Source organism: Cryobacterium sp. N19, assembly GCF_002929595.1.
Taxonomy (GTDB): Bacteria; Actinomycetota; Actinomycetes; order Actinomycetales; family Microbacteriaceae; genus Cryobacterium; species Cryobacterium flavum.
In genome coordinates this window covers 1-20,638 of sequence record NZ_PJJR01000050.1, presented here as the reverse complement: position 1 = coordinate 20,638, position 20,638 = coordinate 1, and the positions used below count along the sequence as shown (strand labels likewise).

General features: G+C 65.2%; 23 protein-coding genes, 1 tRNA gene, 1 other RNA gene and 1 pseudogene. 16 read left to right on the top strand and 10 right to left on the bottom strand.

Annotation, left to right across the window (positions count from 1 at the left end):
* Nucleotides 1-22 precede the first annotated feature (22 nt).
* From CXY78_RS09795 to CXY78_RS09780, 4 genes are all read right to left on the bottom strand, one after another.
* Complete coding sequence (locus CXY78_RS09795) at nt 23-757, bottom strand: DedA family protein (protein WP_174774970.1); 735 nt, start codon at nt 755-757, stop codon at nt 23-25.
* Nucleotides 758-880: 123 nt separating this feature from the next.
* On the bottom strand, nt 881-1,558 hold the full coding sequence (locus CXY78_RS09790) for a DedA family protein (RefSeq protein WP_104089228.1): 678 nt from the start codon (nt 1,556-1,558) through the stop codon (nt 881-883).
* 1 nt (nt 1,559) lies between these two features.
* Nucleotides 1,560-1,641: transfer RNA gene (locus CXY78_RS09785), tRNA-Leu, on the bottom strand.
* Between the two features lie 15 nt (nt 1,642-1,656).
* On the bottom strand, nt 1,657-2,583 hold the full coding sequence (locus CXY78_RS09780; protein ID WP_092341472.1) for a LysR family transcriptional regulator: 927 nt from the start codon (nt 2,581-2,583) through the stop codon (nt 1,657-1,659).
* 159 nt (nt 2,584-2,742) lie between these two features.
* Between CXY78_RS09780 and CXY78_RS09775 the strand changes: the two genes are divergently transcribed.
* From CXY78_RS09775 to CXY78_RS09730, 11 genes are all read left to right on the top strand, one after another.
* Complete coding sequence (locus tag CXY78_RS09775) at nt 2,743-4,149, top strand: MFS transporter (protein WP_092341471.1); 1,407 nt, start codon at nt 2,743-2,745, stop codon at nt 4,147-4,149.
* A gap of 99 nt (nt 4,150-4,248) precedes the next feature.
* A complete protein-coding gene (locus CXY78_RS09770; RefSeq protein WP_092341470.1) occupies nt 4,249-5,058 on the top strand; it encodes a 3-hydroxybutyrate dehydrogenase in 810 nt (269 codons plus the stop codon).
* Nucleotides 5,059-5,216: 158 nt separating this feature from the next.
* Nucleotides 5,217-6,449: a CpaF family protein gene (locus CXY78_RS09765; RefSeq protein ID WP_104089226.1), complete on the top strand. Its 1,233-nt coding sequence runs from the start codon at nt 5,217-5,219 to the stop codon at nt 6,447-6,449.
* A complete protein-coding gene (locus CXY78_RS09760; protein WP_092341468.1) occupies nt 6,446-7,303 on the top strand; it encodes a type II secretion system F family protein in 858 nt (285 codons plus the stop codon). Before CXY78_RS09765 ends, CXY78_RS09760 begins: the two co-directional genes overlap by 4 nt.
* Before the next feature lie 13 nt (nt 7,304-7,316).
* On the top strand, nt 7,317-8,279 hold the full coding sequence (locus CXY78_RS09755; protein WP_104089225.1) for a type II secretion system F family protein: 963 nt from the start codon (nt 7,317-7,319) through the stop codon (nt 8,277-8,279).
* Between the two features lie 42 nt (nt 8,280-8,321).
* Nucleotides 8,322-8,498 carry a hypothetical protein gene (locus tag CXY78_RS21245; protein WP_166789937.1) on the top strand — a complete coding sequence of 59 codons (177 nt, stop codon included), beginning with the start codon at nt 8,322-8,324 and terminating at the stop codon, nt 8,496-8,498.
* 30 nt (nt 8,499-8,528) lie between these two features.
* Complete coding sequence (locus CXY78_RS09750; protein WP_166789940.1) at nt 8,529-8,939, top strand: TadE/TadG family type IV pilus assembly protein; 411 nt, start codon at nt 8,529-8,531, stop codon at nt 8,937-8,939.
* Nucleotides 8,914-9,372 carry a hypothetical protein gene (locus tag CXY78_RS09745; RefSeq protein ID WP_104089223.1) on the top strand — a complete coding sequence of 153 codons (459 nt, stop codon included), beginning with the start codon at nt 8,914-8,916 and terminating at the stop codon, nt 9,370-9,372. The genes CXY78_RS09750 and CXY78_RS09745 overlap by 26 nt, the downstream gene beginning before the upstream one ends.
* Entirely contained in the window at nt 9,369-9,815 is a 447-nt protein-coding gene (locus CXY78_RS09740) for a pilus assembly protein TadG-related protein (RefSeq protein ID WP_092341366.1), read from the top strand. The genes CXY78_RS09745 and CXY78_RS09740 overlap by 4 nt, the downstream gene beginning before the upstream one ends.
* A gap of 284 nt (nt 9,816-10,099) precedes the next feature.
* Nucleotides 10,100-10,342 (top strand): hypothetical protein, encoded by a 243-nt coding sequence (locus CXY78_RS09735; RefSeq protein ID WP_140425691.1) that lies wholly within the window; start codon nt 10,100-10,102, stop codon nt 10,340-10,342.
* A gap of 83 nt (nt 10,343-10,425) precedes the next feature.
* Complete coding sequence (locus CXY78_RS09730) at nt 10,426-11,310, top strand: DMT family transporter (protein WP_092341368.1); 885 nt, start codon at nt 10,426-10,428, stop codon at nt 11,308-11,310.
* Nucleotides 11,311-11,357: 47 nt separating this feature from the next.
* Here the strand turns inward: CXY78_RS09730 and CXY78_RS09725 are convergent, their stop codons facing one another.
* The 3 genes from CXY78_RS09725 to CXY78_RS09715 all read right to left on the bottom strand — a co-directional run bounded on the left by CXY78_RS09725 (nt 11,358) and on the right by CXY78_RS09715 (nt 13,985).
* Nucleotides 11,358-12,008 carry a pentapeptide repeat-containing protein gene (locus tag CXY78_RS09725; protein WP_140425690.1) on the bottom strand — a complete coding sequence of 217 codons (651 nt, stop codon included), beginning with the start codon at nt 12,006-12,008 and terminating at the stop codon, nt 11,358-11,360.
* Nucleotides 12,009-12,034: 26 nt separating this feature from the next.
* On the bottom strand, nt 12,035-12,472 hold the full coding sequence (locus tag CXY78_RS09720) for a nitroreductase family deazaflavin-dependent oxidoreductase (protein ID WP_092341370.1): 438 nt from the start codon (nt 12,470-12,472) through the stop codon (nt 12,035-12,037).
* Between the two features lie 223 nt (nt 12,473-12,695).
* Nucleotides 12,696-13,985: an MFS transporter gene (locus CXY78_RS09715; protein ID WP_092341371.1), complete on the bottom strand. Its 1,290-nt coding sequence runs from the start codon at nt 13,983-13,985 to the stop codon at nt 12,696-12,698.
* Nucleotides 13,986-14,051: 66 nt separating this feature from the next.
* Here CXY78_RS09715 and prfB point away from each other — a divergent pair, with 66 nt between their 5' ends.
* The 5 genes from prfB (at nt 14,052) to ssrA (ending at nt 18,285) form a co-directional block, all read left to right on the top strand.
* Nucleotides 14,052-15,164 (top strand): peptide chain release factor 2, encoded by a 1,113-nt coding sequence (prfB, locus tag CXY78_RS09710; RefSeq protein WP_092341372.1) that lies wholly within the window; start codon nt 14,052-14,054, stop codon nt 15,162-15,164.
* A 76-nt stretch (nt 15,165-15,240) separates the two neighbouring features.
* Nucleotides 15,241-16,317: a cell division ATP-binding protein FtsE gene (ftsE, locus tag CXY78_RS09705; protein WP_092341373.1), complete on the top strand. Its 1,077-nt coding sequence runs from the start codon at nt 15,241-15,243 to the stop codon at nt 16,315-16,317.
* A complete protein-coding gene (ftsX, locus tag CXY78_RS09700; RefSeq protein ID WP_092341374.1) occupies nt 16,314-17,228 on the top strand; it encodes a permease-like cell division protein FtsX in 915 nt (304 codons plus the stop codon). The genes ftsE and ftsX overlap by 4 nt, the downstream gene beginning before the upstream one ends.
* Nucleotides 17,229-17,316: 88 nt before the next feature.
* A complete protein-coding gene (gene smpB / locus CXY78_RS09695; protein WP_092108491.1) occupies nt 17,317-17,793 on the top strand; it encodes an SsrA-binding protein SmpB in 477 nt (158 codons plus the stop codon).
* 117 nt (nt 17,794-17,910) lie between these two features.
* Nucleotides 17,911-18,285: a transfer-messenger RNA gene (ssrA, locus tag CXY78_RS09690) on the top strand.
* 229 nt (nt 18,286-18,514) lie between these two features.
* Here ssrA and CXY78_RS09685 read toward each other — a convergent pair.
* The 3 genes and pseudogenes from CXY78_RS09685 to CXY78_RS21645 all read right to left on the bottom strand — a co-directional run.
* Nucleotides 18,515-19,246 carry a PIG-L family deacetylase gene (locus tag CXY78_RS09685; RefSeq protein ID WP_092341375.1) on the bottom strand — a complete coding sequence of 244 codons (732 nt, stop codon included), beginning with the start codon at nt 19,244-19,246 and terminating at the stop codon, nt 18,515-18,517.
* On the bottom strand, nt 19,243-20,409 hold the full coding sequence (locus CXY78_RS09680) for an XdhC family protein (RefSeq protein WP_104089220.1): 1,167 nt from the start codon (nt 20,407-20,409) through the stop codon (nt 19,243-19,245). The genes CXY78_RS09685 and CXY78_RS09680 overlap by 4 nt, the downstream gene beginning before the upstream one ends.
* 17 nt (nt 20,410-20,426) lie before the next feature.
* Nucleotides 20,427-20,638, bottom strand: a pseudogene (locus CXY78_RS21645) (hypothetical protein); the annotation flags it as partial.

Below are 20,638 nucleotides of genomic sequence, written 5' to 3'. Positions count from 1 at the left end.
ATTTGCTGGAGCCCTGAGCCGATCAGCCCTCGTGGCGCCCGTTGTGGTTGGTCTTGAACGTCTCGGGGTCGAGCAGGTGGCTGCCGGTCTCGCTCGTGGGCTGGCCGCGCAGCCGGCGGGCCTTCACGACGGACTGCACGTAGTGGTACACCGTGGGGATGAGGGTGACGACCACTGCGCCGAGCAGGATCAGGTCGATGTACTTCGTGACGAATTCGGCCACCGGTGGAATGTAGCCCAGGAAGTATCCGCCGAAGGTGAGGCCGGCCCCCCAGAGCAGTGCGCCGATCAAGTTGTATAGGGTGTATTTACGGTAGTCCATGTGGCCGACGCCGGCGGCGACCGGTGCGAAAGTGCGCACGATCGGAACGAACCGGGCGACGATGACGGCGACGCCGCCGAATCGCACGAAGAATGCGTTCGTGCGGTCTACGTTCTTGATGCTGAACAGGCCGGATTCCTTGCGTTCAAAGACGCGGGGACCGAATTTATGCCCGATCAGATAGCCCACCTCACCGCCGAGGAAGGCCGCGAAGCCGATTGCCAGCGCCACCCACCAGATGTCGATCCGGATGACGCCGGCGGCGGGAAAGGCGAGCAGTCCGGTGATGACCAGCAGGGTGTCGCCCGGCAGCAGAAACCCGACCAGGAGGCCGGTCTCGGCAAAGACGATCGCGCAGACGACGAGCAGGGCCCAGGGGCCGGCCGACTCGATGATGTGCGTCGGGTCGAGCCAGGGAATCAGTGCGGTGTGAATCACGCGGGGAACTCCAGTCGGCGGGGGGCAGACGTTCGGGTAACGACGGCGGATGCCGAGACACAGGGTATCGCCTCATGGTGAGAAAATGCCGGGCCGCCACCCCCTGAAACAGGGGGTAGGTCAGCCGACTGGGGGGCTGCTTTCGAGGTCTCTGGCCGTGGCATCCGCTTTACGCTGGGCGCGGTCGATGCGCCAGGTGCGAAACCCGACCACGATCGACGCCGTGATGAGCACGCCAGCGATAATGTACGCCGCACTCTTGACGCCGGGGATCGTCGCCGCGTAATAGCCGGTGAGGGTGAGCCCGACGCCCCAGGATAGCGCTCCGAGCAGATTGCTGGTGAGAAATTTGTAGTAATTCATGCGGCCGACGCCGGCGACCACCGGAACGAAGACCCGAGCCCACGGCATGAATCGGGCGATGACCACGGACCACCAGCCGAACTTGCGGTAGAAGGATTCGGTTTTGATGATCGCGGCCTGGGTGCGTCGACCGCCGTGACGTTCGAGGTAGCCGCGCCCGTAGTGACGACCGAGCAGAAACCCGACCTGGTCGCCGAGGAACGCCGCGATGCCGGTGCCGATGACCAGGATCACGATGTTGATGTTGCCCGTGGAAGCGGCCACGAGGCCGGAACCGAACAACAGCGAGTCACCGGTGATGAACGGAATGAACACGCCCAGAAAAAGTGCTGTTCCGGCGAAGACCAGACCCCAAATGAGCAGGTAGAAAAGAACGGCGCCCGTATGTGAGAGTACGTCGTTCAACGTGCTGTCGAGTGCTGAAATAGGGACCATGTGCGGGAGAGGGGACTTGAACCCCCACGCTCGAAAGCACAGGAACCTAAATCCTGCGTGTCTGCCAATTCCACCACTCCCGCGGGTGTGTTCCTAGTCTAGATGGTGGGGTCGTTGCCGAGCAGCGCTGCCGCATAGGACTCCATCTGGGCGCGGAGCGCAGCGACGAGCGCCGCCACCGCCGGCAGCCGCAGTGACTCGGTGCGGAGGACCATCCAGTACGGCAGTCGTTCCTGAAAATCTTCCGGCAGCAGGCGCACTAGATCACTGTGCTGATCGGCCATGAAGCAGGGTAGGAATCCGATTCCGGCGCCGGCCCTGGTTCCCTCGACGTGCACGAACACGTTGGTGGAGCTGAGCGACTCCCGCATCTGCGGGACGAGCCGCCGGGGGGCGTCGAGGTCGTCGACCTGAAGCATCGAATCCACAAAATAGACCAGCGGATGCTCGGTCAGCTCGGCGATGGTGGTCGGTGTGCCGTGGGTCTTCAGGTACTGGCGTGAGGCGTACATTCCGAGGTTGTAGTAGCCGAGCAGAATGGACTCGGCCCGGTGCACCTGGGGTTCACCGACGACGATCTCGATGTCCAGCCCCGAACGGTGCTGCAGGGCGCGGCGGGTGACGGTGACGATTTCTACCCGCAACAGCGGATGCCGTCGCTGCAGGGTTGCCACGGCCGGAGCCGCGATGTAAGCGCTGAAGCCGTCCGTCGCCGACATGCGCACCACGCCGGAGATCTGTTGGGCTTCACTGTCGGAGCCACGCAGCAGGGTGACGGCGGATTCCACTCCCTCGGCCGCGGTGCGTGCGCGTTCTCCGAGCTCGGTCAGCTCCCAGCCGCCGACGGCGCGCGCCAGCAGACGACCGTCGAGGGCCTTTTCGAGGGCCGCGATGCGCCGCGACACGGTGGTGTGGTTCAGACCCAGGCCCTCCGCCGCGGTGGTGAACCGGCCGGTGCGGGCGACGGCCAGAAAGATGAGCAGATCGTCGGGATTGGGAGCGGTACCTATCGCTGGAAAGGTCATATCTGCAATTATGCACACGCGTTCTGTCGTTTTGGCTCTTGTTGCCCGGCCGTCGTGCGTGAATACTCAGTCAAGTCGTGCTTCTGTTGTAGACGACCGAATCCTTCCCGCACACCTCACGCCAAGTACGTGTCATTGACGACACAAAGGAGACAGACAATGAGTGTCAATCAACGCGTTGGGGCTGCCGGTTCCGGCAAGGCCACGCGCACCGCTGGCAGCGAAACCGAGAAATCCGGCCTCAAGAAGATTGTCGCCGCTTCCATGGTCGGCACGGTCGTGGAATGGTACGAGTTCTTCCTCTACGCGACTGCCGCCAGCCTGGTTTTCGGCACGGTCTTTTTTCCTAACGCCGGCAGTGAGCTTGACGGCATCATCGCCGCGTTCCTCACCTATGCTGTCGGATTCATCGCCCGCCCGCTTGGTGGCATCGTCTTCGGTCAGATCGGGGACAAGCTCGGACGCAAGCACACCCTGCAGGTGACGATCATCATGGTCGGTGCCGCCACCTTCCTGATGGGCTGTCTGCCCGGCTTCGACACCATCGGCTACTGGGCTCCGGCGCTGCTCGTGGCCCTCCGCTTCATCCAGGGCTTCGCCGTCGGTGGTGAGTGGGGCGGCGCCGTTCTCCTGGTCGCCGAGCACAGCCCGAACCAGTCCCGCGGTTTCTGGTCGAGCTGGCCGCAGGCCGCCGTTCCGTTGGGCAACCTGCTCGCCACGCTCGTGCTGCTCACTATGACGTGGATCCTTCCGCCCGAGCAGTTCCTCAGCTGGGGCTGGCGTGTGGCCTTCTGGCTCTCTGCGATCATCGTCGTGATCGGTTACTACATTCGCACCCATGTCAGCGAAGCCCCGATCTTTCTCGAGGCCCGCGCGCAGGTTGAAGCCGAGAAGGCCATCAACTACGGCGTGCTCGAGGTCGTGCGCAAGTACCCGAAGGGTATCCTCGGAGCCATGGGGCTGCGGTTCGCCGAGAATATCCTGTATTACATCATCGTGAGTTTCACGATCGTCTACCTGAAGACCGTGCACGAATACGACACGGGGCAGTTGCTGATCGCCCTGCTCATCGCGCACGTCGTGCACTTCATCGTGATTCCGCAGGTCGGCCGGCTTTCCGACCGCATCGGCCGCAAGCCCGTCTACCTGGCCGGTGCTGTGCTCGGTGCCACCTGGGCGTTCTTCGCCTTCCCGATGTTCGACACGCTGAACCCCGTGCTCATCATCCTCGCCGTCACGGTGGGCTTGTGCTTCCACGCCCTGATGTACGCGGGCCAGCCCGCCATCATGGCTGAGATGTTCCCGACCCGCATGCGTTATTCGGGGGTGTCGCTCGGCTACCAGGTCACGTCGATTCTGGCCGGCTCCATGGCGCCGATCATCGCGGCCGCCCTTCTGCAGCAGTACAACACCTGGGTTCCGGTTGCCATCTACATCATGGTCGCCTGCGCGATCACGGTGGTCGCCGTAGTCACTCTCAAGGAGACCAAGGGAGTGTCGCTGCGCGAGGTCGACGCCGTGGACGCCCGCAAGCACGGGCTCGAGCCCGTGAGTACCGGCAACTGACCCGGCTTGTGTAACCCCGGTCCGAGAGGCGGGGCGCCGTTGGTGCCCCGCCTCTCGCCGACCCGCCCCGTGCAGCGATCGTGCAATCTAAGGAACATCATGACTGATCTCACCGACGCCGTCAGCGTCAGCGCTATTCCCACCGCCGAACAGCCCCTCGCGGGGCGTCGCGCCCTGGTCACGGGCGGTGCGAGCGGCATCGGCGCCGCCGTCGTGCGGGCGCTCGCCGCCCGCGGCGCGCACGTCGTCGTCGCCGACATCGACACGGCTAGTGCTACGGCACTGGCCGAGGAGGTGGGCGGGTCGATCTGGACCGTCAACCTGATGGACACCGAGGCCCTCAGCGACGAGGCCCTGGCCACGGCACTGAACGGCGTCGACATTCTGGTCAACAACGCCGGAATCCAACGGATCAATCCGATCCAGTCTTTTGCGCCGGCCGATTTTCACAATATTCTGACCCTCATGTTGGAGGCGCCGTTCCTGCTGATTCGGGCAGTGCTGCCGCAGATGTACGCGGCCAATTTCGGACGCATCATCAACGTGTCGTCGGTGCACGGCATTCGCGCCTCGCCGTTCAAGAGCGCCTACGTAGCGGCCAAGCACGGGCTCGAGGGCCTGTCCAAGGTGACCGCGCTCGAGGGCGGCGCCCACGGGGTTACGAGCAACTGTGTGGCTCCGGGCTATGTACGCACGCCCCTGGTCGAAAAGCAGATCACCGACCAGGCACTCGTGCACGGTATTCCGGAGGCCGAGGTGCTCAGCAAGATCATGCTCACCGAGAGCGCGATCAAGCGGCTGGTGGAACCGGCCGAGGTCGGCTCGCTCGTGGCCTGGCTCGCCTCCGACGACGCCGCCATGGTCACCGGTTCGAGCTACACGATGGACGGCGGCTGGTCGGCCCGCTGACGCTGAGTCGACATACTGCACCGGCCAGGCTGGCCCTGACGGATGATCGCAACGGATGCCCGACATCCGTTGCGATTATTTTTGCTGTTCAGGGAACAGAAAAACAAGCCCTGTGCATAACTTGCCCGAGAATTCTTAAAACAGGCCATCATTCGGGGATGACCGAAGCCGTTCGTATCATCACAGAGCAAGTGCGAATGCGGGTGCGCCGTGAAGGCGTCGACCTGGCAGCGAACAACACCCTGGTGGAGCAGTATGTGCGCGACGAACTGCGCCGCTACAGTGAGCGGGCGCTAGGCGGGCTCGCCCCAATGATCGCTGACGAGCACCAGGCCGCCCGCGAGGTTGTGGCAGCGCTCACCGGCTTCGGCGTGCTGCAGCCGTTTCTCGACGATCCGGAGATCGAAGAAATTTGGATCAATGGTCCTGCCCGAGTATTCGTGGCGCGCGACGGCGTGCCAGAGCTCACGACTTTGTTGCTCACCGAGCAGGACGCGCGCGACCTGGTCGAGCGGATGCTGCAGGCCTCCGGCCGCCGCGTCGACCTCTCGTCGCCCTTCGTCGACGCCTCCCTGCCCGACGGTTCCCGTCTTCACGTGGTGATCCCCGACATAACGCGCAAATACTGGGCCGTGAATATTCGCAAGTTCACCCGGCGCATCCGCGACCTCAACCAATTGGTCGGGCTGGGTGCGCTCACCCAGCAGGCCGCTGATTTTCTGCGGATCTGCGTGCTCGGCGGGCAGAACATTCTGGTGTCCGGTGCCACGCAGACCGGCAAAACCACGATGCTGAACGCTCTGCTCTCCTCGACCCGGCCAGGCGAACGCATCGTGACCGTCGAGGAAACCTTCGAACTCGATCTGTCGGCGCGGGACGTCGTCGCCATGCAGTGCCGCCAGCCGAGCCTGGAGGGCACCGGGGAGATCACCCTGCGGCGCCTGATCAAGGAGTCGCTGCGGATGCGCCCCGACCGGCTCGTCGTCGGCGAGGTGCGCGAGGCTGAGAGTCTCGACCTGCTCATCGCCCTCAACAGTGGTCTGCCCGGGATGTGTTCGATTCATGCCAACAGTGCCAGGGATGCGCTCGCGAAGCTCTCGACCCTGCCGCTGCTGGCCGGCCGCAACATCGACTCCTCGTTCGTGCTCCCGACCGTGGCAGGCTGCATTGATATCGTGGTGCACTGCGAAATCGACCGGCACGGCCGAAGGCGGGTCACCGAGATCATCGCCCCGAGCGGCCAGCTGGCGGGGTCGACGATCGAGGCGAGCCCGCTGTTCCTCTCGCCGCACGGGCACCTCGAGCCCACCGGTTCGCACCCCACGAAGCTCGCCAAGTTTCGTGCGGCCGGCGTCGACCCGGCGTCGGTGTTGCGGCAGGGGGCCGCATGACTCTCGTACTGGGGTGCCTGCTGGGTAGCGGTCTCGTGCTCGTTCTCGCCCCGTTCCTATGGCCGGCCGGATCCACGCCCAAACGTGCCGGAGTGGGGGAGCGGATGCGGGTGCGCCTGGTTCAGGGCGGCCTGCGGTCGGTGCCGGTGCCGGCGTTCCTGGCGCTGTCTGCGATCGCGGGGGTGGCATCCGCTGCCCTGGTGCACGGAATCTTCGCTGTTCTCGCGCTCAGCGCGGTCGCCGGGCTGGTCGGGCTGCTGCTGCCGTGGCTGATCGTGTCGTGGCGGGCGGCGGCCAGGCGTCGCGCCAACCGCACGGTGTGGCCCGACGTCGTCGACCATCTGGTGTCGGCTCTGCGCTCCGGGCTGGCGTTGCCCGACAGCGTGAGCAGCCTCGCCCAGGCCGGACCGCCGGCGACGCGCACCGCGTTCGCGCAGTTCGAGCGTGAATACCGCGCCACCGGCAATTTCACGTACTGCGTTGACGAGCTCAAACGTTCCCTCGCCGACCCGGTCGCCGATCGCATTCTGGAAACCCTGCGGATGGCGCGAGAGGTCGGCGGAAGCGACCTCACCCTCGTGCTGCGCAGCCTTGCCGCCTGGCTCAGGCAGGATGCCGCGGTGCGGCTCGAGGTGGAAGCCCGCCAGTCGTGGGTGGTCAATGCGGCCCGCCTCGGCGTCGCAGCTCCGTGGATCATTCTGGTTCTGCTCGCCTCCCGCCCCGAAGCCGCCATCGCCTACAACTCGCCGGCTGGCATTGTGGTGATCGCGAGCGGCCTGGCCCTGTCTGTCATCGCCTACCGAGTGATGATCGCCCTCGGCCGTCTGCCGGAGGAACGCCGATGGTTTTCGTAGGCGGGTGTCGTCGATGAGCGCCGCCCTGAGTTCGTCTGCCCTGAGTTCGTCTGCACTGGGCTGGGCCGTACTGTGCGGTACCGGCCTCGGTGTGGGGTTGTGGTCGCTCGTTAGCCTGACGCCGCGGCTGACCCGGCCCCGACTGATTGACCGCGTGGTGCCCTACATCCTCGATATTTCCCCGGAAGCGCGCCACATTGTGGCCCGGCGAACGGTGAACCCGCTTCCCGTGCTCGGCAGCCTGTTCGCCCCACTGTTCGGCGCGCTCACTCGGGGGCTGTCGAGTCTTCTCGGCGGCAGCGACACCGTTGCCCGGCGTCTGCACCAGTCCGGCTCGGCGAAAACTGTCCTGGAGTTTCGCTCCGTGCAATTGGTCTGGGCGTTGTTCGCGTTCGCTGTTGGAACGGTGGTCACCATCGTTGCCCTGCCCGAACTTTTGCTGCCCGCCCGTCTGGTTGTACCGTTCGTTGCAGCGATCGGCGGGGCGATGCTGCGGGATTGGCTGCTCCAGCGCGCAGCGACCGCACGCTTGGCGCGCATGCGCAGCGAACTGCCGACCATTCTGGAATTCCTCACCCTGTCCCTGTCGGCAGGGGAAGGCATCCTGGACTCGATCCGCCGGGTGTCGCGTACGAGCTCGGGGGAGCTGTCGCGAGAATTCGCCGGGGTCGTCGCCGACGTGCACATCGGGGTGCCGATCGGGGCGGCGCTGCAGTCACTGTCGCGCAGCATCCAGTTGCCGGAGGTGACCCGGTTTGTCGACCAGGTCACCGGTGCACTCGACCGTGGGTCGCCGCTGGCCGAGGTGTTGCGAGCGCAGGCGCAGGACTCCCGCGACCAAACCAAACGCACACTGCTCGAGCTGGCCGGCAAGAAAGAAGTCGCGATGCTCGTGCCACTGGTCTTTCTGATTTTGCCGATGACCGTTCTGTTCGCAGTTTTTCCCGGGCTGGTTGTTCTGCAGGCCGGGTTCTGAACGCACCGCCCGTACCTCCCTCCCACCAGAAAAGAGAATGCTATGAACCGAATCATGCTTCGCCTCCAGGGTCTGCTTCGCGATGAAACGGGTGACGTGCCCGGCTGGGTGCTGATCACGTTAATGACGGCCGGATTGGTACTCATAATCTGGGGACTCGCCGGCCCCGCCCTCAGCGGGGTGTTCCAGCAGGCCATGGATCGCGTCAGTAGTTTCTGACCGGTCGGCGTGGACAAACTCGGTAACCGGATGCGACACCTCGCCTGGCCCGGCCCTCAGCGGCTGCGGGACGAGGCTGGTTCCGCCGTGGCCGAATTTGTCATGGTGGTGTCGCTGCTGACCTTTCTGACGCTCATGGTCATGCAGCTGGCCCTCGCGCTGCACATTCGCAACACCGTGCTCGACGCTGCCGCCGAGGGTGCCCGCTACGCGACCCTCGCCGACAGCAGTCTGTCTGCGGGGGCAGAGCGCACGCGCGATCTGATCACGACGGCCATTGGCGCGAGCTATGCCACCGATGTCGTGGCCCAGTTCGGAGTGAGCGCCGGGTTTCCCAGTGTCGAAGTGCGGGTGATCGCACCGCTGCCGCTCATGGGGCTGCTCGGTGCTCCGCGCGGATTGGAGGTGGTCGCTCATGCTGCGGTCGAATCGTTGGAATAGCCGCTCTGAGGCTGGCTCTGCCTCACTGGAGTTCATCACGGCCGGGATGATTCTGCTGGTTCCCCTGGTCTACCTGGTGCTCGCACTGTCAGCCCTGCAGGGTGGTGCTCTCGCCGTGGAGGGCGCCGCCCGGCAGGCAGCCAGGGTCTACGTACAGTCCCCGGACGAGGCCACGGCCACGGTGCGTGCCCGCCGAGCCGTCGCGTTCGCGCTCGAGGACTACGGCCTTTCGGTCGGGGACGCCGAGGTGCAGATCGAGTGCGCTGGCGGTTCGAGTCACTGCCTGACTCCACGGGGGCTCGTGACGGTCACCGTGCGCATCGGCATCGCGCTGCCGCTTGTGCCGGATCTGCTCGCCCTGAACCAGAGTGCGAGTGTGCCCATGACTGCGGAGTCGTCGCAGCTCGTGTCCCGGTTTGGCAGCCTCGGATGAGAAGACGTCTGCCGCCCGCGTCGAACGAGGACGGCTCCACCCTGCTGCTCATTATTTTCTACGGCTTTCTGGCGCTTTGCCTCGTACTCGTGGCCCTGTCAGCGACGTCGCTCTATCTCGAACACAAACGGCTGCTCGGCCTCGCCGACGGTGCGGCGCTCGCCGGGTCCGAGGCGTTCACCCTCGATGCGGTTCAGGTCGGGGTGCTCGGGCCGCGGCCATCGCTGCGCTCGGACGACGTTTCCGCGGCGGTCGATGAGTACCTGCGGCTCGTTCCGCACGACTCGTTCGAGGCGCTGGCCGTGACGAGCGCGGTATCCGCTGACGGGCAGAGCGCGTCGGTGACGCTGCGATCCTGGTGGCGCCCACCGGTACTCACCCTCGTCGTGCCCGACGGCGTGCCGTTGGAGGTGACGGTGGTCTCCCGAGCGGTCTTTCACTAGTTCTGCCCGTGAGGTCGCGAAAAGTCGCACTGGTAATTTCAGAATAGAAGCGTACGATGCACAGAAACGTAGTCGACAATGGAAGCCTCCTACCTCGTAGGGGGCTTCGCGTTTTTGCAGGAAGTCGACACTCGTGCCGACCCCGGTCCCGGTTGGTAGTGCCGGCGATCTCGGGTCGTCGTTCATCCGGGCTGGTCGCCGCCGGATGACGTGGCCCAGGATGGCGGCTGAGCAACACCAAGATCGGCTGTGAAATCATGGATGCACTACTGGACGCTCAGATTGTGGAGCAGCTCGACTTCGAGTCCCTTCTCCCCTGTGAGGGAGTGCACCACGACCGCGGATTGAGTGGTCATGATCCGGCCGAGTCGGGCGGTTTCATGGTGATTTCACCGTGCTGCGGTCCCAAAGTGATCCAGTGTTCCTCGCGCGTTGACGCGATGCGGGTGTCGGGCGTGCTGTACTGCGGTGATTGCCAGCACGAGCACCTGACCAGCGAATACCAGTTCATCCCGCTGCAACTGTAGACCCAAGTTTGCGCCCGCATTTCAGAGCGGATGCCGCGAGCGGTACTGTCGGGAGGTGCCTCGACGGCGCCGACAGGAGCAATGTGCGTACCAGGCGGGACAAACTGAGCGGTGCGGGAGCTCAGCTCGCCACCGAGGTCAGCATCAATTTCGGCTCCTCACTGGCCGGACTGCTCATTCCGGTCGTCGGTTCGCCCATCGTCGTCGCGGCCCGCCAGATCGTCATGGTCATCGTCGTGCTGCCGCTCGCCCGGCCCCGGCTGAGAAATCTGACCTGGGCCCGAATCTGGCCAGCGCTGGCCCTCGGCGTCGTGCTGGCCGTGATGAACCTCACCTTCTACCAGGCCGTCAACATGCTGGGACTCGGCATCGCGGCGACGATCGAATTTCTTGGACCCTTCGCCCTGGCCCTGGTCACCAGCCGCCGCATCCTGGACTTCGTGTGTGCTGCGGCCGCCGCCGGGGGAGTGTTCCTCTTGACCTGGTCGGACGGCACGCTCGACCCGCTCGGCATCGTGCTCGCGCTCACCGCGGCGGCCTCATGGTTCTGCTATATTCTGCTGACCCGCAAGGTGGCGACCGAATTCGCCGGCCTCGAGGGTATCTCGATCGCCAGCCTGGTCAGCCTCGTGATCGTGGTGCCCATCGCCCTGTTCACCCTGGATCTGTCGGCCTTCACCTGGGGTATCGTCGGGCTGCTGCTGCTCGTGGGCGTAGTCTCCTCGGCCTTTCCGTACACCCTCGACACCTACATTTTGCGTCGGATCAGCCCCCGCCTGTACGCGATCATCACCAGCTTCGGCCCGGTCATCGCGGCCGGTTTCGGCGCGCTCGTGCTCGGTGAGACCTTCACCCTGCTGCAGCAGATTGCCATCGTGGTCGTGTGTGTGGCGGCCGGCGCGGCCATCGCGACCCAGCGCGACCGGCCGACGTCCGACCTCGAGCTGACCGCGACCGCCATTCCCTGAGCCGGTCTCAGCTGCGGGGGCCTATCGGGCACTGGTGTCCGGCCGTGCTATTCGATGCGCAGGCCCAGGTGGGCGGCGAGCAGCGGCGCCAACAGGCTCAGCTGGGCGTCATCGAGGGTGGCGCCGCACAGTCCTTCGAGGCCGTGCACGGCCGAGAAATCACTGGAACGCAGGTCGACATCTTTGAGCTTGGCACCGCCGACATCGAGCGTGCCGATGCGGCAATTCTGCAGTTCCAGGCGCTGCACGGTGGCACTACCGAGGTCAAACTCCTCGATGATGCAGTTGCTCAGGAGTACATCGGTGAGCGTGGCGTTGCGCAGGTTCACGAAATCGAGCTTCGAGCCGTCAATGTGCACCGACCGGAGTGTCGCCTCGTAGGCCGCGACCGAGCCAAGCCGGGCGTGCTCGATGCGCACGTCCCGCCAACTGGAGCGCGGCGCGCTGAACACCGGTGCGTGCAGGTCGGTCATGAGGCACTCCGCGAAGGATGCCCCGCGCAGTTTGGCCTCGTGCAAAGGCACCTTGCCGAATTCGCACTCCCCGAAGGAGATGCCGGTCAGGTCGCGGCCATCGAGGTCGACGTCCGTGTAGCGTTCGGCCTCCCGACCGTCGCCGGAGCGCAGCTGCGAACCGTCGTCGTCGGTCAGGTCAGGCAGGGTGATGCGGTCGATGGACGCCTTGCGGGTGCTGGGCACTCTGTGGGTGCTGGCCTTCGCCACCCTCAGGCGGTGGGTTCGAGTACGAAGACGGGAATCTCGCGGTCGGTCTTGACCTGGTAAGCCGCGTAGTCGGGGAATGCCGCCACGGCGCGCTCCCACCAGACGGCCTTCTCGTCGCCGGTGACCTCGCGGGCGCGCATGTCCCACTTCTGCGGGCCGTCCTGCAGCTCGACCTCGGGGTGCGCCACAACGTTCGCGTACCAGACCGGGTTCGTGGGGCTACCGCCGAGCGAGGCGACAGCGGCATACTGGCCGTCGTGCTCAACGCGCATAAGCGGCGCCTTGCGCAGCTTGCCGCTCTTCACGCCGACGGTCGTCAGCACGATGACGGGCATGCCGCGCAGGGTCGTGCCCTCGGTGCCGCCGGACTTCTCTATCTGGTCGACCTGGTCGCGCACCCACTGGGAGGTGCTTGGTTCGTATTCTCCGATGAGGGGCATGCCTGCCGTAACGCGCCGGCCGCCGGGAACATTCCGCCCGGCTGGCCACGGCGAGTCGTACTTGAGTCGAGACACTCCTGGTAACGCGGCCTGGGCAGCATAACTCCTGCAAATCGTGGGCCTGATTTGCGGATGCCTGTAATCTCCCGAGAGTCTTCTGGCCGGCGCGCAAATTGCAGGAGTTATGCTGCCTGAGTAGGTGGAGTGGGGTATGGCAGGTTGGCTAGAGCAGGCGGCCAGGGCGGTGCGGCGCGTATCGGGGAATGTAGCGGCGCAGCAGAACGGCGCCACAGAGGCCGATAGCTCCCATGACCCCGCTGGCCACCGACAGGGACACGAGGGCGGTGATCCCAGCCACGGCCAGCGGTGCCGCGGCGCTGCCGAAGTCGGCGGTGAACCGCCACGCGCCGAGGAACGGTGCCGGATTCGGGCGCGGCGCCAGGTCGGCGCCGAGCGTCATGAGCAGGCCGCTGCCGATCCCGTTGGCCAGCGACAGGAACATGGCCACGCCGATGAACCACTCCACGTTGCTCGGCAGGTCGTGGGTGAACGCGAGCGCCAGGTGGCCCGCGCCGAGCCCGATCATCGAGGGCAGGGCGCTCCAGATGCGGCCGAACCGGTCCATGATCTGGCCGCTGACATAGAACAGGGCGAAGTCGATTGCGCCGGCGATGCCGATGATCAGCGCGGTGTCGGGGGCGCTGATGCCGATGCTGACCGCCCAGAGCGGCAGCATCACCGTGCGGCTGGCTCGCATCGCCCCGATCAGACCGGCGCCGGTGCCGAGCCGCAACAGTACTTCACGGTGACTCCAAATGGTCTGGAATAATCCCTGCACCGGCACGGCCGGTCGCGCCGTTCCGGTGCTGCTGATGGCGCCCGTGCTTGTGTCGGTGGCGTCGAATACAGTCTCATCAGCGGACGGAGTGGCGAAGGTTTTCGACGGGTCCGGCAACAGCAACAGCATGACCGACGCGCCGACGCAACAGACGATGAACACCCAGAACACGGCCTGGGTGCCACCGGTGAGGTGAATGAGTCCGGCCGAGAGAAAGGGGCCTACGAACCAGCCAGCCCGAAATACACCGCCCAGGGTCGAGAGCGCCCGCGCTCGATAGACCAACGGCACATAGTTGGTCATGAAGGCGTGCCGGGCCAGGGCGAAGATCGCCGTGGCCAGTCCAACCAAAAAAATACCGAGACCCAGCACGAGCGGGTTGGGAGCCACAATGCAGACGATCACGGCACCGATGGTCAGAGCGGATGCCCCGATCATCGCGTTGCGCTCGCCGATACGCGAGACGATCCATCCGCTGGGAATGTCACCGACGAGTTCGCCGAGCATGACCATCGCCGCGATGACGCCGGCGATGGCGAGAGACGCCCCGAGATTGCTCGCCACCACCGGAATCAAGGGGATGATCGAGCCCTCACCGATCGAAAAGAGCAGGGTCGGCAGAAACGCCACCAGGGCGACCGAGCGCAGGCTGAAGGGGCGGTCGGCGTTGCTCATCGGTTTCGATGCTACTCCCGGCGACCCGGCCCCGCCGCAAACTTCGCCCGGTAGGCTGAACGGAACATGATTGACTTGGATTTCTCAGTACAGATCGCCGCGCTGCGGACCACGTTCGGCGACATCCGCTCGGTGATCGACATTGATCGACTGCGCGCGGACATCGACGACCTCAGCGGCGAGGCTGGCATGCCCGATTTGTGGGACGACACCGACCACGCCCAGAAGGTGACCAGCGACCTCAGCCACCGGCAGGCGCAACTGGCGCGCATCGAGAGCATCACGACCAGGCTCGACGACCTCGAGACTCTCGTCGAGATGGCCAACGACGGCCAGGGCGATCAGGAACTGGCCGATGAGGCCACCGTCGAGCTCGCGAGCCTGCAGAAACTGCTCGGCGAGCTCGAGGTGCAGACCCTGCTCAACGGTGAGTTCGACGAGCGCAACGCCGTCATCACCATTCGCGCCGGCGCCGGGGGAGTGGATGCCGCCGACTTCGCCGAGATGCTGCTGCGTATGTACCTGCGCTACGCCGAACAGCATGACTACCGCACCACTGTGCTCGACATCAGTTACGCCGAAGAGGCCGGCATTAAGAGCGCGACCTTCGAGGTCGACGCGGCCTATGCCTTCGGCACGCTCAGCGTCGAGGCCGGCACCCACCGCCTCGTGCGGATGAGCCCGTTCAACTCGGCCGGCAAACGGCAGACCTCGTTCGCCGCGGTCGAGGTGGTGCCGTTGATCGAGCAGACCGAGTCGATCGAGGTGCCCGACGGTGACATTCGCGTGGATGTCTTCCGCTCGAGCGGTCCCGGCGGCCAGTCGGTCAACACGACGGACTCTGCCGTGCGCATCACCCACCTGCCCACCGGCACCGTGGTGAGCTGCCAGAACGAGAAGAGCCAGATTCAGAACCGCGCCGCCGCCATGCGCGTGCTGCAGTCGCGCCTGCTGGTGCTCGAGCGCGAGAAAGAGGCAGCGACCAAGAAAGAGCTGGCCGGCAACATCACCGCGAGCTGGGGCGACCAGATGCGCAGCTACGTGCTCGCGCCCTACCAAATGGTCAAGGACCTGCGCACCGAGTACGAGGTGAACAACCCCAGCAACGTCTTCGACGGTGACCTCGACGGATTCATCTCGGCCGGCATCCGCTGGCGCAAGAAAGCTCCCGAAGACTAAACGGATGCTGAGGCTTCGGCCCCTCGGGTATGTCGCTGTAGGGAAAACGCCAACGGATGCCTAGGCTCTAAGAGCTATGATCCGTTTTGATCACATAACCAAGAAGTACCCCGGCACCACTCGGCCGGCACTGAACTCGATCGACGTCGAGATTTTGCGAGGCGAATTCGTCTTTCTGGTCGGCGCCTCCGGATCGGGCAAATCGAGCTGCCTGCGGCTCGTGCTCAAGGAGGAAAAGCCCACCAGCGGCAGCATTCACGTGCTCGGCCAGGACCTACGGTCGATCTCGAACCGCAAGGTGCCCTACTTTCGCCGCAACATGGGCGTGGTCTTTCAGGACTTTCGCCTGCTGCCGAACAAGACGGTGTTCGACAACGTCGCGTTCAGCCTGCAGGTGATCGGCAAGAGCCGCGGCTTCATTCAGGAAGCCGTGCCCGACACCCTCAAAATGGTCGGGCTGGCCGAAAAGGCCCAGCGCCTGCCGCACGAACTCTCCGGTGGTGAGCAGCAGCGCGTGGCCATCGCCCGCGCCATCGTGAACAAGCCGCAGATTCTGCTGGCCGACGAGCCCACCGGAAACCTCGACCCCACCACGAGCGCCGAGATCATGTCGCTGCTCGCGAGCATCAACGCGGGCGGCACTACCGTGATCATGGCCACCCACGAGGCCGGCATCGTCGACAAGATGCAGCGCCGCGTGATCGAACTCGTGAACGGCGAGATCGTGCGTGACGAACGCCAGGGCGGCTACGCCACCGCTTCTATTCCCGTCGTACTTCCCGCAGCCATAGCGGATGCCCCCACCAGCGCCCCCGCGCCCGTCGCGTCGGTCTACGCCCGGCCGGCTGCTGCACCCGAACCAGCGTTGACGCATCCGTCTGCCCCGGTTCCGGAGACCAGCGTGTCGCTCCACCAGGCTGCGGCAGCTGCCGTCGCGGCGGCGTCGACCGCGGAGCCCGAGCCGGTCGCCGCGACCCGCGTGGCCCCGGTGCCCGCCGTTGACGACGAGGTTCCGCCGATGACGCGCCCGGTGCTTCCGGTTGCCCCAAACGATGCCCCAGAGCAGCTCACCCTCGCCGAGAAACTCGGCCTGCGGGCGCCGGGGGAGAAACCCGACCAAACGGGCGAGCAGAACGTGGGGCCGACCCGATGAGGCTCGGTCTGGTGCTGTCCGAGGCTGCGAACGGGCTGCGGCGCAACGCCTCGATGGTCGTCTCCGTCGTGCTCGTCACCTTTATCTCGCTCACTTTCGTCGGTGCGGCCATTCTCATGCAGATGCAGATCGGCCAGATGAAGAACTTCTGGTACGACAAAGCTCAGGTCGGCATCTACATGTGCTCCGACATCTCGCCCGGCGAAACCTGCACCGGCGGCGACGCGTCGCCGGAGCAGATCGCCGCGGTCGAGGCTCAGCTGAAGTCGCCGACACTGGCGCCGTTCATCGACAACTACTATTTCGAGACGCACGAGCAGGCGTTCGAGAACTTCAAGAAGCAGTTCGCCGGCAACCCGGTCGCCGACTATGTCACGGCCGACCAGCTCAACCAGACCTTCTGGGTGAACCTGAAGGATCCGTCGCAGTCAGCGGTGCTGGTGGAGAGCCTATCGGGGGTCGCTGGTGTTGAAAATGTCGCTGACCAGCGTAAATACCTTGACCAGATCTTCTCAGTGCTCAACGTGGCCAGCTATACGGCCATCGGAATCGCCGGTTTGATGCTGATTGCGGCGGCGCTGCTGATTGCTACGACCATCCGTTTGTCGGCGTTCTCCAGGCGGCGAGAACTCGGCATCATGCGGCTGGTCGGTGCCAGCAACCGCTTCATTCAGACACCGTTCATTCTGGAGGGCGTGTTCGCTGCCCTGCTTGGCTCGCTGCTGGCGGGAGGTGCGATCGTGGCGCTCGTATACTTCTTCGTGCAGGGCTATCTCGGCGCGAGGCTCACCGGCTTCGCCCTGGTCGGCATGGATGATGCGCTCGTCGTGGTGCCGATCCTGCTCGTGGTCGGTGCGGTGCTGGCCGCCTTCTCGGCGAACTTCGCGATCACCCGCTACCTCAAGGTCTAACGTTTAAGCGGATGCCGCTAGACTGGTGGGCTGTCTGCCGGATCGGCCGGCGGCATCCGTTTGAATGAAAAGAATTGAGGTGAGGTGCATGCCCAGGGAACGTGGCGAAAAGGTCGTGGCGACCAACCGCAAGGCCCGACATGACTACCTCATCAGTGACACTTACGAGGCCGGGATGGTCTTGAGCGGCACCGAGGTGAAGTCCCTGCGCGCCGGGCGAGCGACCCTCGTCGACGGCTACGCCTTCATCGAGGGCGGCGAGGCCTGGCTGGATGCGGTGCACATTCCGGAGTACTCCGGCGGATCGTGGACCAATCACCCGCCGCGTCGTAAGCGCAAACTCCTTCTGCACAAGAAAGAGATCGTGAAGATCAGCCACAAGACCAAGGAGGGCGGTTACACGCTCATTCCGCTGCGAATTTACTTCGCGGACGGTCGGGCCAAGGTGGAGATCGCCGTGGCCAAGGGCAAGAAGGAGTACGACAAGCGCCAGACGTTGCGCGAACGCACCGACAAGCGCGAATCGGATCGCGCCATGTCGGCGCAGCGCCACTTGGGCGACTAGGCGCCCCAGGCCTTCTGTTGTAAGATAGGGGGCTGCACCGAAACTGGTGCAGATTGGTAACTCAACAGCGTGTGACACGAACCCGTCGCTCTGCGCTTTAAGGCGTGCGATGTGTATGGGGATGATCGGTTTCGACATTGTTTGCGCAATTGTGAGAAGCGGGTCGAGGATGCAGGGTTATCTCGTAAACGATCTCTGCAAAACAATAAGTGCCAAATCAAACCGCACTGACTTCGCTCTCGCTGCCTAAGCGAAAGCACTAACGAAGTCCGCCAGACCGGGAATGCTCTCTACCCGGATCCTGACGCCATTTAGAGAGCTTGCTTCTACATTGAGCCACGGGGCGTAGAGGGACTTAAACGAAGGCTGGGCCTGTCGGAGTAGATGCCAGTGGCAAATTCCGGGGCCGAGAAAGCGATTTCACTGGATACACCCGTAGAAGGCATATGACCACAGCAGTGGACCGGGGTTCAATTCCCCGCATCTCCACCATAGGTTCTGTCACACGCTGTTGAGCTTCCGCGCTCTACTGAGGCCGCCTAATTGGGCGGCCTCAGTATTTTCAGCGCACTATTTAGGCACCCTGATCTTGCCGGGACAGTCTTGGTAGCGGTGGTGGCGTTCAGAACTGCGGAAATTTCTGTCCAGAGCTGTGGATTTCGGCACTTCCAGGCCGATTTCGCGGAAATCTCCGCAGGTGCAGCGTTCAGGGCCTGGTGGGTCAGCGCAGGCGCAGGCCGATCGCGGTGCGGATGGGGTCGCGCTGACCCCCGGAGTGCACGATGAAGTCGCCGTCGACCGTGAGCTGGCTCGCGTGGCAGCGCAGAGCCGCCGCGACGGTGTCGTGTTGGGTCTCGAGGTCGAACCATTCAGCATCCGCTGTGGGGGTGTCGATGATCTCGGCGTAGGGGATCGCGAGGCTGCGGCTGGCGCGGAGGGCGGCGTCGTGCACGCGCACGTGATCGGGATGGCCGTAGCCGCCCGTGGCGTCGTAGCTGATGACGAGGCTCGGTCGCACGTGTCGGAGAATGGCGACGAGGTCAGTGGTGATCTCGGAGAGCGGTGCGCGAGCGAGGGCATCCGCTTCTGAACCGGCGGCCGGGCCGGCCAGCCCGGGACGTATCCACTCCATGCCGGAGTCACGGTAGCGGCGTGCGGGCAGCCCGGGCGCGCGGGCCGGTTTGTCGCCGAGCCAGAAGCCGTCGTTGATGCCGAGGGTGAAGGCGGCGCGTTCGAGTTCGCGCTCGCGCTCTTCCGCCAGGGCGGGGGTGCCGGCAAGCATCGAGAGCGACCCGGCAACGACTTCACCGCGCTCACCGCGCGTGGCGGTGACCAGGCTGATACGGATGCTGCGGCTCGCCAGATACGCGATCAGCCCGCCGGTGCTGATGGTCTCGTCGTCGGGGTGCGCGTGTACGAACAGCACCGAGGTGACGGAGTCGAGAATGCTCATACGTCAATCAATCGGTGGCCGGACGGCGGGTACGGATCGACGAGGTCGTCGTGGTGGATGGCGTCGACGAGGGTGTGCAGAGGCTCGCCGCTTCCGCCCCACTGCAGCGAGATGATCTCGGCAGCGATCGAGACGGCCGTCTCTTCGGGCGTGCGCGAGCCGAGGTCGAGCCCGATCGGGCTGCGCAGCCGGGCGAGCTCGGTGTCGGTCACGCCGACCTGGCGCAGGCGTTCCAGGCGGTCGAGGTGCGTGCGCCGCGATCCCATCGCACCGATGTACGCCACCGGTGGGCCGTGCAGGGCCGCTTCGAGAAGGGGAACATCGAATTTAGGGTCGTGGGTGAGCACACAGATGACGGTGCGGGGGTCGATGAGGCCGCCGACGATCTGCTCCCGCAGGTAGCGGTCTGGCCAGCTGACGATGACTTCGTCGACGCCGGGAAACCGGGCATGGGTGGCAAAGACCCCGCGGGCGTCGCAGACCGTGACCCGGTAGCCGAGAAAGGTGCCGAGGCGGGCCAGGGCGGTGGCGAAGTCGATCGCCCCGAACACGAGCAGGCGGGGCCGGGGCGCGTAGCTCGCGAAAAACACCTGCATGCCCTCGCCGCGTCGCTCGCCATCCGGGCCGTAGGTCAGCGTCGTGTTGCGACCGGCGGCGAGCAGTCCCTGGGTGTCATCGCCGATCGCGTGGTTCGCACGATCAGAGCCGAGGTCACCCTCGAACCCGTCCGGCCGCACCACGAGGTGTCGGCCGATCCAGGCGGCGTCCGGATGCTCGATCACCGTCGCGACGCCGACCGGACGCCCGGCAGCCACGTCGTCGTGCACCCCTTCGAGCAGGCTGAAGGTGTCGCGCGAGACGGGTTCAACGAAGACATCGAGGATTCCGCCGCAGGTGAGCCCCACCGCGTACGCGTCGTCGTCGCTGATGCCGTAGCGCACGAGCTGCGGCACGCCGTCTTCGGCCACCTGGGTGGCCAGTTCGTAGACGGCGCCTTCGACGCACCCGCCCGAGACCGAGCCGGCCACGGTGCCGTCCGCGCTGACCAGCATGGAGGCACCGGCCGGGCGCGGCGCGGACTGGAAGGTGCGCACAACCGTGGCCAGACCGGCGGTAGCACCGTTCTCCCAGCCGCTGAACAGAGTATCCAGTACTTCACGCATCGTGGTCTCCCTTCGCTCTAGCGGCCGGACGCGCGCCGACCGATTTGGTATGCGATGAACGCTACCGTGGCCAGCAGTCCCAGAAGTTTCACCGGGTCGCTCAGCTGGTCGGTGATGACGCCTTTGACCAGGGTCATGGCGTCCAGGCTCGGCGCCGCAGCGGGTGCCGAACGGTGCGGGGCCGCCCGGTGCCCGCCGGCGGGTGCGACGCGGGGCGGCACCGGGCGGG